Consider the following 16,801-nt stretch of genomic DNA (forward strand, 5'->3'; position numbering starts at 1 on the left):
TCCCGCTTTTTCTTTTCGCATTCCGCATGATTCTTTGTTAGAATGAATAAGAACTTTACAGTAAGGAGTTAAGAAGATGACAAAAAATAAATTATTACTCGTTGATGGGAACAGTGTGGCTTTTCGCGCATTCTTTGCGCTGCACAATTCCCTTGAACGTTTCAAAAACAGAAACGGTCTTCATACAAATGCAATCTATGCATTCAATACGATGTTTGAAAATGTTATGCAAAAAGAGCAACCGACGCATGTTCTGGTTGCGTTCGATGCAGGAAAAACGACCTTTCGGACAGAAATGTATGCGGAGTACAAAGGAGGAAGATCTAAAACACCAGGCGAATTCAAAGAACAAATGCCATATATCCGTGATTTGTTGACGGGATTAGGTGTACAGTATTACGAATTGCCCAATTATGAAGCGGATGATATTATCGGTACTTTGGCAGAAAAAGTAGATAAAAATCAATTTGATGTCGTCGTACTTTCCGGTGATCGGGATTTGACTCAATTAGCTAGTAAAGAAGTAAAAGTGGATATCACTGTAAAAGGTGTCAGCGATATCGAAAGTTATACACCAGAACATGTGGCGGAAAAATATGATGGATTGATACCAAAACAGATTATTGACATGAAGGGACTAGCCGGAGATGCCTCTGACAATATCCCAGGTGTGACTAAAATCGGAGAAAAAACAGCTATCAAGCTATTGAAACAATATGGCTCAGTCGAAGGAATCTATGAGCATATTGATGAAATGAAGCAAAGCAAAATGAAAGAAAATCTGATAAATGACAAAGAGCAAGCGTTCTTATCGAAGAAATTGGCGACCATCAATACTTCAGCCCCTGTGGAGGTCTCTATCGACTCATTGAAGTATGAAGGGAAAAATCTCGATAAACTCGTTCCATTTTATAAAGAAATGGATTTCAATCAGTTCCTTTCTAAACTGAATATCGTTGAAGAAGAAGTAAAAATGGATGATATTTTATTTGAAGTCGTGCATGAATTTAAAGAGGAAATGTTTACTACGGATATGGCACTGTACGTGGAAATGATGGGCGACAATTACCATACAGAGGAAATCGTCGGAGTAGCGTGGGGGACAGAAAAGAAAATCTATGTCACGAATGATCTGTCTGTATTCGAAAACCAAGCGTTCCATTCTTGGATCACTGATCCGAACCGATTGAAAAAAGTATATGATGCGAAACGAACTTATGTTGCTTTAAATCGCTATACTGGAAAAACGAAAGGAATCGATTTTGATGTCTTGCTAGGTGCATACCTTCTCGATACGAATGAAAAAAGCACAGATATCGAAGGAATAGCTGCACATTACGGATACAACGATATCCAATCAGATGAAACTGTATACGGCAAAGGGGCGAAAAAAGGTTTACCAGAAGAAGAGGAACTCTTTTTTGCTCATTTAGCGCGAAAAGTAGCTGCAATCAATGCGTTAACACCAAAATTGAGCCAAGAACTGGCAGATAAAAACCAAGAAGATCTTTTCCGGAAAATGGAACTGCCATTGTCTATCATTTTGGCAGAGATGGAAATAAGCGGGATCAAAGTAGATGCGACTCGCTTACAAGAAATGAAGGGCGAGTTTTCTGCTCGCTTAAGAGAGATCGAACAAAAAATCTACGAAGAAGCCGGCGAAGAATTCAATTTGAATTCACCAAAGCAATTAGGAGTGATCTTATTTGAAAAAATGGGATTACCCGTCATCAAAAAAACAAAAACTGGGTACTCCACAGCCGTAGATGTACTGGAACAGCTTCGTGAACAAGCACCAATCGTAGAGGATATCCTAACCTATCGTCAAATCGCAAAAATTCAATCTACCTATGTCGAGGGACTGCTGAAAGTGATCCAATCAGATGGAAAAGTGCATACCCGTTATGTCCAGACATTGACCCAAACAGGACGATTAAGCTCTGTTGATCCTAATTTGCAGAACATCCCGATTCGATTAGATGAAGGGAGAAAGATACGTCAGGCATTTGTTCCGAGAGAAAAAGACTGGTTGATTTATTCTTCTGACTATTCACAAATCGAGTTACGCGTACTTGCGCATATCTCAAATGATGAACATTTGAAAGCTGCCTTCCTAGAAGGTCAAGATATCCATGCCAGCACAGCGATGCGCGTATTTGGAATCGAAAAGGCAGAGGATGTCACACCAAATATGCGTCGGCAGGCAAAAGCAGTGAATTTTGGTATCGTGTATGGCATCTCTGATTACGGACTTTCACAAAATTTAGGCATCAGCCGAAAAGCAGCACAGCAATACATCGATACGTACTTTGAAAAATACCCAGGTGTCAAAGAATATATGGAAAGAATCGTACGCGAAGCAAAAGATCAAGGCTACGTCGAAACGCTGTATCACCGCCGACGATATTTGCCAGACATCAATTCAAGAAATTACAATATCCGTTCTTTTGCGGAACGAACAGCTATCAATACACCAATTCAAGGAAGTGCTGCTGATATTTTGAAAATCGCGATGATTGAATTGGATAAACGATTAAAAGAAACAGGTCTTCAAGCTACGATGCTGTTACAAGTTCATGATGAACTTGTCTTCGAGGTACCTGAAAAAGAACTTGAATCATTAGATAAATTGGTGAAGGAAGTTATGGAACAAGCTGTTTCTCTCCATGTACCACTGATCACTGACAGCAGTTGGGGAAAAACGTGGTACGAAGCAAAATAAACATTGTTTAAGACAGAGCAATATAATGAAGGTGAAAAGAAAAAATGCCAGAATTACCAGAAGTAGAAACCGTTCGTAAAGGATTGGAACGGTTAGTAGTAGGAAAAACGATTCAGAAAGTGCAGGTCTTGTGGCCCAAGATCATTGAGCAACCAGAGACGCCCATCTTTGAGGCTTCTCTTGTTGGCGAAACCATCCAATCCATTGGACGTAGAGGGAAGTTTTTGATTTTTCATCTCGATCATTATGAACTGATCTCACACTTGCGAATGGAAGGAAAATATCAATTCACGAAAGAAAATACACCAATCGATAAACATACGCATGTACTTTTCTTTTTTGAGGACGGGAGCCAACTTCGCTACAACGATGTACGAAAATTTGGTCGTATGACAATTGTCGAAAAAGGAGCAAGTGCAACTTACCGAGGAATCATGAAATTAGGACCTGAGCCATTGCCTGACAGCTTTTTATTAGCAGATTTTGCAGCTGGACTGAAAAAATCGCACAAAGCAATCAAGCCTTTACTGCTAGATCAACGTCTAGTAACGGGACTAGGTAATATTTATGTAGACGAAGCATTATGGGAAGCGAAGATTCATCCAGAACAACCGGCGAATACATTACGTCCAAAAGAGATAGAACAATTACGTCTATCGATCATTGATGTTTTGAATCGTGCAATAGAAGCCGGAGGTACCACGATTCGCAGCTATTTGAATGCATTAGGAGAATCAGGCGGATTCCAAGTCGCACTGCATGTCTATCAGCAAACTGGCAAACCATGTATACGTTGTGGGACACCGATCGTGAAAATAAAAGTGGCACAAAGGGGGACTCACTATTGTCCGAATTGTCAAAGGCTGAAAATCGAAAAGTAGGCTTTGTTTTAGGTTTGACGGGCGGAATAGCTACTGGCAAAAGTACGGCAGCCAAAGTCTTTCAGTCTCATGGATTTCCTTTGATCGATGGTGACGTGATTGCTAGAGAAACTGTTGAGCTTGGAACGCTTGCTCTGAGGAAGGTTGTGTCCGTGTTTGGCCAAGAGATATTGCAGTCTGATGGTCAGCTAGATCGAGGGAAACTTGGGATGATTGTTTTTCCATCAAAGGAGAAACGACAAAAACTTGATCAGCTATTAGATCCGTTTATCCGAAAAGCGATAAAAGATCAAATCGCCTATCTAAGTTCCCATCATCCTTTAGTAATTGTAGATATCCCATTGCTCTATGAAGGTCATTATGACCACTATATGGATGCAGTAGCTGTCGTTTATACCACGCCAGATATTCAACTCAGACGCTTGATGAAACGTAATCAACTAACACTAGAACAAGCACAGCAGAGAATTAGCAGTCAACTTCCAATCGAAGAAAAAAAGCAGCGTGCGGATATTTTGTTTGACAACAACGGAACAAAAGAGGAACTTATGGAACAAATCGAAAATTGGCTTTCAGCTAATCGCTTTCTTTGAGTATCTGTGTCAAGTTTGCTATCCTGAGTATATAGAAAGCGAGGGATAGCGATGGGATCATTTAAAAACCAAAAGGATAAAGTCGTAGGTAACGCAAAAGAAAAAATCGGCGAAATACTCAATAAAGAAAATCTAATCGATGAAGGTCGTACGCAATCAGAAACAGCAGAAGAGAAAGAAAAGCAGTACCAAGCAAGAATCGATGAAATAGAAGACCAGCAGGCAGAAAAAGAAGCGAAACAGCAAGATTTGACTCAAGAACGAAAAAATCCGGTACCTGATCGTAGTAAGACACCGCTCCCAGAAAGTGAACACATTCCTGATGAACAAAAAATCGAGGAACAACGAATGAAACACTATACAGGAATCGAAGAGAAGTTATAAAACAATAAGAAATAGAGATGTGACTTGAAGCAGATGATAAGATGTTCATCTGCTTCAAGTTTTTTGTGCTAGCCGACTAAATCAGCTTTTGGGCGAGTCATTTCTCAGCAATCAAGGTCATCAGTACTGGAAAATTGAAATTGAATTAGGACAGGGGACATAATTACGCATGAAAATAGAAAAAATTGTTCTTATATCCGTGTTTTTTTGGGTAGGACAGTCGCGTTTGTGATTTGTTTCGTGTTATAATACAACTAGTTGTAAAGAAAGACACATCCTTTATATAAAAATGCGATGCAAGAGGTGAGACAAAATGAGATGTCCCAGATGTCAACATAATAATTCACGAGTAATCGACAGCCGTCAAGCAGATGATGGACGTGCGATCCGTCGCCGTCGCGAATGTGAGAATTGTTCGTTCCGATTCACTACTTTTGAACGAATTGAAGCTGCTCCGTTATTAGTCATCAAGAAAAACGGGGAACGCGAAGAATTCAATCGCGATAAAATTTTAAGAGGACTCATCCGCTCAGCAGAAAAAAGACCTGTAGCTATGGAGCAAATGGAACAAATCGTCAACCATGTCGAAAACCGCGTACGCAGTCTTGGGGAAAACGAAGTATCAACGAATCTGATTGGTGAATATGTGATGGAGGATTTAGTCGATTTAGATGAAATCGCGTATATCCGTTTTGCCAGTGTTTATCGCCAGTTCAAAGATATGTCTGTTTTCTTAAAAGAGCTGCAAGATATCGTGGATAAAGCAAAAGAAAATAATAAAGAGAATAATAAAGAGAATAATAAAGAAAACAATTAAGAAACAAAAAGGAGGCATTTCCTTGGAAAATGCTTGGAAAGAGCTTCAACCAAAAAATATTTACCAAGGAAGAAAAGAAGCTCCGCTGAGGGAAGACAGCAAGAACGCGTTGCTGTATCTTTATCAGCCACTGATCGGCGGAGAAGCCTTGAGTATCTATTTCACTCTGTTATCAGAGATCTCGCAAGAATCTGGTGAAGGTCCTGAAGGGATGCATGCAGATTTACTCAGTAGTCTAGGCTGCGGGATCCCTCAATTTTATGATGCAAGAAAAAAGCTGGAAGGAATCGGCTTACTGGATGTTTATTTTAAAGAAGATAGCGATCTGGGGCCTCGTTTTATTTATGAGTTGTTAGAGCCACTCATTCCTAAAGCATTTTTCAAAGATTCTGTTCTGGCATTTCTTCTTTTGGAAAAAGTTGGTGAACGACGATTCCAGAAGCTTACCCAGTTGTTTGAACCTAAAAGGCATACAACAGAGGGATATCAAAAAATCACAAAAAAATTTTTAGATGTTTATCGCTTCAATGAAGCAGTATACGCTGCTAATCAAGAAAACATCGAATCACTGAATAAATCTTTTGAAGAATCTGAGCCAGTAGCATTACTTGAAACAGATTCGACATTCGATTGGCAATTTTTGAATGATTGGCTGGCAAAAAAACATATGACTGTTCTTGATGATTCAATCATCAAACAAGTCGACATGTATCATCAGCTTTATGGATTCGATGAACTAACTCTTGGTGAACTCATCAGTCAATCTTATGATTTTAGTGAACAAAAAGTATCCATGAAGGAGCTGCAAAAAGCTGTTTTGGCAATGCAGAGACGACCAGTGAAGCAAATAAAGGAAACAGTAGCTGTTGCTGAAAACAGCAATGAATCTCCGACGAACGAACATTTGACAAATGCAGCGCTTCAGTTGATAAAAGAAGCACAGAGCATTCCGCCGATGAAATATCTGGAAGCAATCAAGTCAGAAAAAGGCGGATATGTTTCTAAACAAGAAACTTGGTTACTGCAAGACCTTGTTTCTCAATCAGGTCTTTCCAGCAGTGTGATCAATGTTTTGCTGAATTATGTATTGGTGATCAAAAATAATGCTAGCTTAAATGCTAGTTATGTGAATACAGTGGCAAATGAATGGGCACAAAAGAAAATCGCCACAGCAGAAGAAGCGATTCAGCATATTCGGCAAATAAGCAATCAAGCAAAACAATCAAAACAAAAAAAGCAAACAAATTATCCAAACGGCAAGCGAAATGTTCGGCGGGAAAAGCTTCCTGATTGGGTCAACCAGCCAAAAGATGAAAAACAGATCAGTAGTGAGAAAAAAGCAGAGATTGACCGCCGTTTTAAAGAATACCTGGCGAAAAAGGAGGGTGACATCTAATGGAAGACGTAGGCAAAGAATTGAAGAGGATCATCAGCAAACGTAATTATCAAGAAAAATATGCTGAAATGATTGCTGACGTCCTAAATGATACGGATGTTCAAGCTTTTCTAAGTGCACACCAAGAAGAACTGACACAAGCGGATATTGAAAAAAGCTACGCCAAATTGTATGAGTTCGTGCAAGAAAAGCGTAAATATCAAAAAAACGATCCAACGATGATCGCTCCAGGATACGAGCCGAAGTTGACGTTGAATTTTCATTATGTGGATGTCACTTATGTACCAACAGAAGCATTGTTAGCTCGGCAAAGACAAGAAGAAATTAGAAGCCGAGTAAAAGCAATGGATATGCCAAAAGATATTCAATCAGCATCTTTTGAAAACTTTGAGCGTACAGATGGACGAGGATATGCAAGCTTGGAAGCCCTAGATTTCGTAGAGAAATATACTGCAGATCCAAAAGGGTATCATAAAGGTCTTTATTTGGTGGGGAGTTTTGGTATTGGAAAAACATACTTATTAGGAGCAACAGCGAGAGAACTAGCGATTGCTGGATTCACCACGACATTAGTCCACTTTCCGACGTTTGCCGTTGAGATGAAACAGGCAATCGGAAAAGATCAAGTGGCAGAAAAGCTAGATGCAGTGAAGCGTTCCCCCATTTTAATGATTGACGATATTGGTGCAGACGCGATGAGCAGTTGGATACGGGATGAAGTATTTGGCGTCATCCTTCAATATCGGATGCAGGAACAGCTACCGACCTTCTTCTCATCAAATTTCACAATGGATGAATTGGAACAGCATTTGTCCGTCACTCAACGTGGAGATGAAGAGCCGCTGAAAGCAAAACGCATAATGGAACGCATACGTTATTTGACAAAAGAAATCGAAATGACTGGTCGCAACCGCCGCAATGGTTGAACAGTTGATAAGTCCAACTGATATTTGACCAAGGAGTAAAAGCAGGTCAGCGAATCTTTACATGGACAGAAATGACCGGAGACAATCACCGCAACAAGTAATGCAAAAACTTAAACGGAGGATTTTTTATGAGGGCTATTTTTTCTAGTATATATGTAGTTGGTCTATTTTTTATTTTAGCAGGATGCGGTAGTGCAGACAGCAACACAGGTTCTCTTGATTCGATTGATGCGGGTCAAACAATAAAAACAAGCAGTACGAAAACGGAGGGACAAAGCATATTTGTAGGAACGATTGAAAGCATCACTCAAGTAGAAGCGGAAGAAGAAACGATTCAACTGAAACTCGTCGATGTCATGGCCAAAGAAGATCCAGCGAATATGGGGACATCATTCAGCAATGACGGAGTGATTTTGAATGCTACTGCTGAAAAAATAAGCGTGGACATAGATGAACTGAAAATCGGTGACAAAGTCCAATTTACATTAGTTGAGATGCCGATCATGACGATGTCTATCCCACCACAAGTGCCTGGAGATTCGATCATTGATATTTCATTGAACAAATAATTAACAACATTTTTCAAAAATAAGAAAATGTTGTTTTATAGAACAAAAAGGTATAATTTTTAAGGAGATCTGGGAATTTTTTTATTCCTAGTCTCCTTATTTTATATGGAAAATGCTATAATTACCTAGAAGGAGTGAAGCTATGAACCATTTAGATTTATCTCAGCGCTTAGCGGCAGTTGGTGAATTTGTTCCTGAATCTGCTCGTTTAGCAGACATTGGATCAGATCACGCATACTTACCTGTTGCATTGATGCTAAAAGGAAAAATCAAATATGCAGTTGCAGGTGAAGTCGTTCAAGGTCCTTATGAATCAGCACGTAAGCAAGTCCAAAAAGATGGATTGGAAGACCGTATCACTGTACGTCTTGCAAATGGTCTAGATGCGATCCAACCGCAAGATGCTATAACGGCTGTCACGATCGCGGGTATGGGAGGTTCGCTGATCAGAGAGATCCTAGAAGCTGGCAAGTTGCATCAACGCCTAAGTGGACAAGAACGTTTGATCCTTCAGCCAAATATCGGAGAGCGTACGTTACGATCATGGCTGCAAGAAAATCAATACAAAATCCAATCAGAAAAAATACTTGAAGAAAACAAAAAAATATATGAAATTATTGTAGCCGAAAAAGAACAAAAACCAGTTACTTACAACGAAATGGAGCTGATGTTCGGACCATTTCTGCTCGAAGAGAAAAGTGAGATCTTCAAATCAAAATGGACAAGAGAGCTTCAACAAAGAAAAGCTATCCGTGAACAGCTCAAACAAGCAGCTAATCAAGAGGCACGTCAAAAACAAATCGAACAGGAAATCCAAATGATTGAGGAGGTTTTAGAGATATGACAATAAGCGGACGTACCTTCATCCAAAAGTTTGAGAGCTATTGTCCTCAATGGCTAGCTGAAGAAGGAGACCCAGTCGGACTGCATATTGGAACATTAGATAAACCGATTCAACGGGTAATGATGACATTAGATGTTCGCCCAGAAGTGGTCGAAGAAGCAATCGAGAAAAAAATCGATCTGCTGATTGCTAAACATCCCCCAATCTTTCGCCCTGTAAAACGGCTGACTACTGATCAGCCGCAAGAAAAAATGTATGCAGATCTGTTGAAACATGATATTGCCGTTTATGCGGCACACACGAATATGGATATTATTTGGGACGGACTGAATGACTGGTTTTGCGAACTGCTTGGTATTGAAGTGGAGAGTTATTTAGTGAAGACTCATGAAATCCATTATAAAAAACTGGCGGTTTATGTACCTGTGGATCATGCACAGAAAATGCGGGAAGCATTAGCTGTAGCTGGTGCTGGTACGCAAGGCGATTATACCGGTACAAGTTTTACCTCGATTGGACACGGTCGATTTACTCCGAATGTTGGTGCACAACCAGCGATTGGGAAAGTAGGGAAGGCAGAACAAGTCCAAGAAGCAAAAGTCGAGGTTATTTTGCCCGAAACAATCGAAAAACAAGTGATTGATGCCATGCAATCGGTTCATCCTTATGAAAAACCTGCGTACGATCTTTTCGCAATTGATGAACCAGTCGAAAAGTTTGGGCTAGGTCGAATAGGTGAATTACCGCAAGAAATCCCCTTAGAAACATTTGTGGAACAAGTAAAAAAAGTTTTCCAATTAGAAGGACTGAGAATCGTTCAGCCTCAAAAAACAAAATCATCCATCAAGCGTATTGCGATTTGCGGTGGAAGCGGCGAAAAATTTTATCCGCAAGCAATCGCTCAAAGAGCAGACGTCTATATCACCGGAGACATCTATTATCATACGGCTCATGATATGCAAAGCGCCGGGTTGATTGCAATTGATCCCGGACATTATATTGAATCGTTATGTAAGGAACGGTTCATCGAGAAATTTGAGACTTGGAAACAAGAAGAAAATTGGGATATTGACTTTTTCGTTTCTGAAACGAATACAAACCCATTTCAATTTAATTAAAGGAGAGAATACTATGTACGAAAATCTTTTGCCACGTTTTTTACGGTATGTCAAAACAGAAACACGCTCCGATGCAACAAGCAAAACGACCCCATCGACTCAGACACAAGTTGCTTTTGCACAAGAATTGAAAAAAGAATTAGAAGAGTTAGGTTTATCAGATGTTTTCTATAATGAAGACAATGGATTCGTTATGGGAACATTACCAAGCAATGTCGATCATGAAGTGCGTTCCATTGGATTTATTTCCCACATGGATACAGCAGACTTTAATGCAGTAGGAGTCAATCCACAAATCATTGAAAACTATGATGGAGAGTCTACGATCGTACTAGATGCGGAAGAACGTTACACGTTGAATACAAAAGATTTCCCAAATTTGAAAAATTATGAAGGCCACACGTTGATCACTACAGATGGCAGTACTTTACTGGGAGCAGATGACAAATCAGGGATTGCGGAAATCATGACTGCAATGGAGATCTTGATCAATAATCCTTCTATCCCTCATGGTACCATCAAAGTAGCTTTTGGACCTGATGAAGAAATCGGTGTCGGAGCGGATAAATTCGATGTTGAGCAATTCAATGTGGATTTTGCTTATACAGTCGACGGCGGTCCTTTAGGTGAATTGCAGTATGAAACATTCAGCGCTGCTCAAGCAAATATCACGATCCAAGGGAAAAATGTACATCCAGGGACGGCAAAAGATACGATGATCAATGCTTTACAGCTGGCCATTGATTTTCATAATCAGCTTCCAGCCGATGAAGTTCCAGAAAAAACAGAAGGATACGAAGGTTTCTTCCATTTGATGGCATTGAATGGGAATCCTGAAGAAGCTTCTATGAGTTATATCATTCGCGATCATGATCGTGAAAAATTCGAAGCACGCAAAGCACAAATCACACATATCCAAGAAGAATTGAATCAACGATTTGATCAAGAACGAATCAAAGTAGATATGTATGATCAATATTACAACATGAAAGAAATCATCGAAAAAGATATGAGCATCGTGGAATTAGCGAAACAAGCAATGATCGAGCTTGGGATCTCTCCAGTGATCGAACCAGTCCGCGGAGGAACAGATGGTTCAAAAATCTCTTACATGGGTATTCCGACGCCAAATCTATTTGCCGGAGGAGAAAATATGCACGGTCGATTCGAATTTGTTTCTTTACAAGTAATGGAAAAAGCAACAGATGTGATTGTTAAAATTGCAGAATTGAACACAAAGAGTTAAAATCGAAAAAGAACAGCTTATGACAAGGCGTTCGTCCGATGATGGAATGTCATCTGTCTAAGGCTAAAGGGCAGGACAATGGAATGGATTGTCCCGCCCTCTTTTTTGAAGAGTAAATAGGAGGTAAAGAATGAAAAAGCTGCTAGTTTTTTATAACAAAAGTTCAGGGAAAGATGAGGGGGAGAAATTAGCACGCTGGTTTCAAGATTATGTAAAAGAAAAGCAACCAGAATTATTTGTAGATTTAGCTGAAACTGGCCCGTCGATTGACCATGCGGATTTAGTCAAGAAAGCAGAAGCTATAGGAGCCGATACTCTAGTGATCATAGGAGGGGACGGAACGATCCATCTTATCGTCCAAGCGTTCCAGCAAACGTTATCTCAGTATCATATCGGATTACTTCCAGGTGGAACAGTCAATAATCTCGCACGTGTCCTTGAGATTCCATTGAAGAAAGAAGAGGCTGCTGACGTGATTCTAGAAGGAAATGTCCGAAAAATAGACTATGGCCAAGTCAATGATGCAGTCATTATCTCTACACTGACAATCGGTATCTTAGCCGATACAGCAGTTTGGATCAGTCAAGAAGAAAAACAGCGTTATGGCTCGTGGATTTTTATCAAGAAATTCTTTAAGTTATTGCTGAAGAAGAAAAAATATCATTTGGATTTAGAAACAGACGAGGAGCATTGGAAAGGAAAATCTCAGTTATTGACAGTCACGATGTCTAACTCCGTGGGCGGCTTTACAAATTTCGACGATTCAGCGACCCTAGATGATGGAAAATTCCATGTAACGATCGTACCTTCCTTAGATATTTTCCGATTTATTTTTTATTTGCCTAGAATCATGAGAGGAAAATTCTATACGATACCTGGCATCACTTATTTCACAGCCAAACGCATGAAAATCAAAGCAAAGGAAAAATCTGTTGGCACTCGGACAGATGGAGACACGACAGATGATCTTCCAGTTGAATTATCTGTTGTATCAAAAGGATTAGCAGTTTATTCACCAAAAAAAGAAGAACAAGCTTAGAAATAGTAGTTAATAGAAAGTTGGAAGAAGAATAATGGATGTATTGTTGCACAATCCTTTGTGGTTTTATCTATTCATTGTAAATTTTTATTTATTTTGTCTGATGGGATATGATAAACATCAGGCTCGAAATGGCGGCTGGCGTGTACCTGAAAATAACTTGATATTTGTCAGTCTGTTAGGCGGTGGTTTGGGAGGATTGATTTCTCGGAAAGTTTTTCATCATAAAACAAGGAAAAAAAAGTTTACCGTAGGATTCACTGCGGGTGTGCTTGTTGATTTGATTCTCATTTATTTTTTCCATTAAGGAGCAGGAGATGTCATCTAAAGGAACGAAAATTAAAATCATTCTGAATCTGCTTTTGCTGATTGCGATTTTTGCTATTATTTATTATTTAATCAATCAATCATTTGCAGATATCTTTGCCGAATTAATGTCTACCAGTGTTGTCGTTTTGGCAGCCACTGTTATATTAGGGACAGTTTACCAAATCGCTGAAGGGCGCTCAATCAAAGAAATTGCTGAACCTTTCGCGCCGAATTTTACAACGAAAGATGGGTTCTTGACCTCTAGCTATATTGCGTTTTACCGAATCGTTTCGTTTGGTACAGGAACATTGATCTCGGAAATTTATTTTTATAATAAAAAAGGAATGAAACTGTCTCAGGGAGCAGGAGTGACAGCACTCCATATGATCATGTACAAACTTGCAGTGATTACCTATGCGTTAGCTGGCTTGCTCATCCAATTCTCTCTTTTTTATTCTAATAGTCCGTCAATGATCTGGTTTATTATTGCTGGAATTCTTTTGACGATCGTGATTGTTGCCTTTTTATTGGTAATGTCCATCAGTCTGAATGTCCAAATATTTTTTGTCAGCTTATCGAATAAGTTATTTAAGAGTGAGCGTTTGCGAAAATGGGTGGATACATGTAATCAGCAGATCTACTCTTTAAGGGAAACGGTCCAAACCATTATCCAAGACAGGACTGCGCTATTGCGTATTTATCTATGGAATATGTTGAAACTTGTATTTTGGTATGTACTTCCCTATTTGATTCTGATTGAAAACCATCCTAAAATAGATTTTCTACTGACCATTTCGTTTATCAGCTTTGCAGTAGTGCTTTCAGGGGTTATTCCTACGCCAGCTGGTATTGGCTCCTTTGAATTTGTCTACTTGTTATTGTTTAGACCAGTTGTCGGAACAGTTGACGCAGTTTCTTCGCTTTTGTTGTATCGTTTCAGTTCCTTTATCTTGCCATTTCTCTATGGATTTGTGTATGTGATTGCTGAACGGCGAAGAGTGATCAAAGAAGAAATAATAGAAGTAAAAAAAGAGAATAAAGAAAATTAAGGGTAGGTCTTTTATAAGATCTACCCTTTTTATCAAATCAAAGAAAAACGTTATGGGTAAGATAATTTTACGTTTGTTTTGCTCTTTTTTTGTATGTATACAATCAATTTTGTTTTTTTAAGATTTATATAAGACGAGAAAAAAAGTCAAAAAAACATGTGTATATTTTGACCAAAATTGACCAAAGAGATATAATAGTTTGTGTAAAGATCAAAGAAATAAGTGATCTTACCTTTAATTAGGAGGTATACCTGTATGAATATTGAGAAAATGACTACGACGCTTCAAGAAGCGATTGCTGAAGCTCAACAGATTGCGGTCACTCGAAAACACCAAGATATCGACATTGCCCATGTATGGAAAATCTTTTTACAACCTAATCATTTTGGTCGAAATTTCTATACGGATGCCGGATTGGATGTCGAATCTTTTGAACATGAAATCGATCGTCTACTGGATGAGTATCCAGTTGTTTCTGGTGGAAACGTCCAATATGGACAAAACCTCAGCCAGAATTTCTTTCGATTATTGAATGAAGCAGACCAAATACGTGAAAGCTTCGGCGACGAGTTTCTTTCAACGGAAGTCGTTATTTTAGCGTTGATGAAATTAAAAAATTATCCGTTAACTGTTTATTTGAATAAAAACGGATTATCTGAAAAAGAATTGCGTAAAAACATCGAAGAGATGAGAGGAGGAGAAAGGGTGACCTCGCAAAACCAAGAAGAACAATACAAAGCATTAGAAAAATACGGCGTTGATTTAGTACAGCAAGTCAAAAGTGGAAAAATGGATCCAATCATCGGTCGTGATGAAGAAATCCGTGATGTCATCCGTATTCTTTCACGAAAAACAAAAAATAATCCTGTTCTGATAGGAGAACCAGGTGTAGGTAAAACGGCGATCGTTGAAGGACTTGCTCAACGTATCGTACGCAAAGATGTGCCTGAAAATTTAAAAGATAAAACGATTTTTTCATTAGATATGGGTGCATTGATCGCTGGAGCAAAATTCCGCGGTGAATTTGAAGAAAGACTAAAAGCGGTCTTGAAAGAAGTCAAAAAAAGTGATGGGCGGATCCTCTTGTTCATTGATGAAATTCACAATATCGTAGGAGCAGGAAAAACAGAAGGAAGTATGGATGCCGGAAATCTGTTGAAACCAATGCTTGCTCGCGGTGAATTACATTTGATCGGTGCCACAACTTTAGATGAATACCGTCAATATATGGAAAAAGACAAAGCGTTGGAACGTCGCTTTCAAAAGGTATTAGTCAAAGAACCAACAGTGGAAGATACGATCAGTATTCTGCGTGGATTAAAAGAACGTTTTGAGATCCACCATGGTGTTAACATCCATGACAACGCACTGGTCGCAGCAGCTACTTTATCTGACCGTTATATTACTGATCGATTCTTACCAGACAAAGCAATCGATTTGATCGATGAAGCCAGTGCAACGATTCGGGTAGAAATGAACTCTATGCCAACGGAATTAGATCAAGTGACCAGACGTTTGATGCAGTTGGAAATCGAAGAAGCTGCACTGAAAAAAGAATCAGATGATGCAAGTAAAAAACGACTGAAAAATTTGCAAGAAGAATTAGCTGAACTTCGTGAAGAAGCAAATGCAATGAAGATGCAGTGGGAAACAGAAAAAGAAGAGGTCAATTCTGTTTCAGCAAAACGTGCTGAAATCGATAAAGCAAAACACGAATTAGAAGATGCAGAAAATAACTATGATCTGGAACGCGCTGCTGTATTGCGCCATGGTACGATACCTCAATTAGAAAAAGAATTGAAGGAACTAGAAACCAAAGCAAAAGACAGCGAGATCAAGATGGTTCAAGAGTCCGTTACCGAAAATGAAATTGCTCAAGTCGTTGGCAGATTAACGGGTATCCCCGTAACGAAACTTGTAGAAGGCGAACGAGAAAAACTGATTAAATTGAATGAAACGCTTCACAAACGAGTGATTGGTCAAGATGAAGCAGTTGATGCGGTCAGTGACGCGGTGATTCGTTCACGGGCTGGATTGCAAGACCCAAATCGTCCTCTAGGTTCTTTCCTTTTCCTAGGACCAACTGGTGTCGGAAAAACCGAATTAGCGAAAGCTTTAGCTGAGAACTTGTTTGACTCAGAAGATCATATGGTACGGATCGATATGAGTGAATATATGGAAAAACATGCTGTGTCTCGTCTAGTCGGAGCTCCTCCAGGCTATGTAGGTTACGAAGAAGGTGGACAATTAACGGAAGCTGTCAGACGAAATCCTTATACAATCGTCTTGTTGGATGAAATCGAAAAAGCGCATCCCGATGTCTTCAATATCTTGTTACAAGTCCTAGATGACGGACGCCTAACCGATTCAAAAGGGCGAGTAGTTGATTTCAAAAATACGGTTCTGATCATGACTAGCAATATCGGTTCACAGTTACTGTTGGAAGGTGTGACTGCTGATGGAACGATTCCAGAAGCAGTGGCTGAACAAGTCAACACGCTATTACGTGGAAACTTCAAACCAGAATTCTTGAACCGAATCGACGACACGATTTTATTTACACCATTGAGCCTAGACAACGTGAAAGGAATCGTTGACAAAATGGTGGCGCAATTGGCACAACGTCTGGAACATCAAGAAATCCTACTAACAATCAGTGATGAAGCCAAAACGTGGATCGCTGAAAATGCTTATGAACCAGCATATGGTGCCAGACCATTGAAACGATTTATCACTAAGGAAGTAGAAACACCATTAGCTAAAGAAATCGTTGCAGGGCATGTTATGCCTAAATCAAAAGTAACGATTACTTTACTTGATGGACAACTTCATTTCAAAACAGAAGAGCTAGAAGAAATCGTCTAATCTTCCATTGAGACTATAAAAGAAAAAGGGGTCTGACACAACT

General features: G+C 39.4%; 15 protein-coding genes. All 15 read left to right on the forward strand.

Annotated features, from left to right (window positions below; genetic code table 11):
- Positions 1-76 precede the first annotated feature (76 nt).
- The 15 genes from polA to clpB all read left to right on the forward strand — a co-directional run bounded on the left by polA (position 77) and on the right by clpB (position 16,758).
- Positions 77-2,722, forward strand: a complete 2,646-nt coding sequence (gene polA, locus AB3I27_RS01010; RefSeq protein WP_002309058.1) for a DNA polymerase I — start codon at positions 77-79, stop codon at positions 2,720-2,722.
- Between the two features lie 44 nt (positions 2,723-2,766).
- The gene (mutM, locus tag AB3I27_RS01015) at positions 2,767-3,603 is read left to right on the forward strand and encodes a DNA-formamidopyrimidine glycosylase (RefSeq protein ID WP_002291972.1); all 837 of its coding nucleotides are present in this window, start codon (positions 2,767-2,769) and stop codon (positions 3,601-3,603) included.
- Positions 3,567-4,196, forward strand: coding sequence for a dephospho-CoA kinase (gene coaE, locus AB3I27_RS01020; protein ID WP_070872525.1), 630 nt, complete (start codon positions 3,567-3,569; stop codon positions 4,194-4,196). Before mutM ends, coaE begins: the two co-directional genes overlap by 37 nt.
- Positions 4,197-4,247: 51 nt before the next feature.
- Positions 4,248-4,580, forward strand: a complete 333-nt coding sequence (locus tag AB3I27_RS01025) for a hypothetical protein (RefSeq protein ID WP_002291968.1) — start codon at positions 4,248-4,250, stop codon at positions 4,578-4,580.
- Positions 4,581-4,893: 313 nt separating this feature from the next.
- A complete protein-coding gene (gene nrdR, locus AB3I27_RS01030; RefSeq protein WP_002291966.1) occupies positions 4,894-5,397 on the forward strand; it encodes a transcriptional regulator NrdR in 504 nt (167 codons plus the stop codon).
- A 22-nt stretch (positions 5,398-5,419) separates the two neighbouring features.
- Positions 5,420-6,793 carry a replication initiation and membrane attachment family protein gene (locus AB3I27_RS01035; protein WP_002291965.1) on the forward strand — a complete coding sequence of 458 codons (1,374 nt, stop codon included), beginning with the start codon at positions 5,420-5,422 and terminating at the stop codon, positions 6,791-6,793.
- Positions 6,793-7,719, forward strand: a complete 927-nt coding sequence (gene dnaI, locus AB3I27_RS01040; protein WP_002306563.1) for a primosomal protein DnaI — start codon at positions 6,793-6,795, stop codon at positions 7,717-7,719. Before AB3I27_RS01035 ends, dnaI begins: the two co-directional genes overlap by 1 nt.
- 128 nt (positions 7,720-7,847) lie before the next feature.
- Complete coding sequence (locus tag AB3I27_RS01045) at positions 7,848-8,288, forward strand: hypothetical protein (protein WP_002291962.1); 441 nt, start codon at positions 7,848-7,850, stop codon at positions 8,286-8,288.
- Positions 8,289-8,430: 142 nt separating this feature from the next.
- Entirely contained in the window at positions 8,431-9,132 is a 702-nt protein-coding gene (locus AB3I27_RS01050) for a tRNA (adenine(22)-N(1))-methyltransferase TrmK (RefSeq protein WP_002309061.1), read from the forward strand.
- Positions 9,129-10,250, forward strand: a complete 1,122-nt coding sequence (locus AB3I27_RS01055; protein WP_368022883.1) for a Nif3-like dinuclear metal center hexameric protein — start codon at positions 9,129-9,131, stop codon at positions 10,248-10,250. Before AB3I27_RS01050 ends, AB3I27_RS01055 begins: the two co-directional genes overlap by 4 nt.
- Positions 10,251-10,263: 13 nt before the next feature.
- Positions 10,264-11,496: a peptidase T gene (pepT, locus tag AB3I27_RS01060; protein WP_002291957.1), complete on the forward strand. Its 1,233-nt coding sequence runs from the start codon at positions 10,264-10,266 to the stop codon at positions 11,494-11,496.
- A 130-nt stretch (positions 11,497-11,626) separates the two neighbouring features.
- Positions 11,627-12,535: a diacylglycerol kinase family protein gene (locus tag AB3I27_RS01065; RefSeq protein WP_368022884.1), complete on the forward strand. Its 909-nt coding sequence runs from the start codon at positions 11,627-11,629 to the stop codon at positions 12,533-12,535.
- Positions 12,536-12,569: 34 nt separating this feature from the next.
- On the forward strand, positions 12,570-12,842 hold the full coding sequence (locus AB3I27_RS01070; protein ID WP_002306567.1) for a DUF1294 domain-containing protein: 273 nt from the start codon (positions 12,570-12,572) through the stop codon (positions 12,840-12,842).
- Positions 12,843-12,852: 10 nt separating this feature from the next.
- On the forward strand, positions 12,853-13,893 hold the full coding sequence (locus tag AB3I27_RS01075) for a lysylphosphatidylglycerol synthase transmembrane domain-containing protein (RefSeq protein ID WP_104760060.1): 1,041 nt from the start codon (positions 12,853-12,855) through the stop codon (positions 13,891-13,893).
- Between the two features lie 255 nt (positions 13,894-14,148).
- Positions 14,149-16,758 (forward strand): ATP-dependent chaperone ClpB, encoded by a 2,610-nt coding sequence (clpB, locus tag AB3I27_RS01080; protein WP_002291951.1) that lies wholly within the window; start codon positions 14,149-14,151, stop codon positions 16,756-16,758.
- Positions 16,759-16,801: the final 43 nt, after the last annotated feature.

This window comes from Enterococcus sp. C46 (genome assembly GCF_040887565.1).
GTDB lineage: Bacteria > Bacillota > Bacilli > Lactobacillales > Enterococcaceae > Enterococcus_B > Enterococcus_B lactis.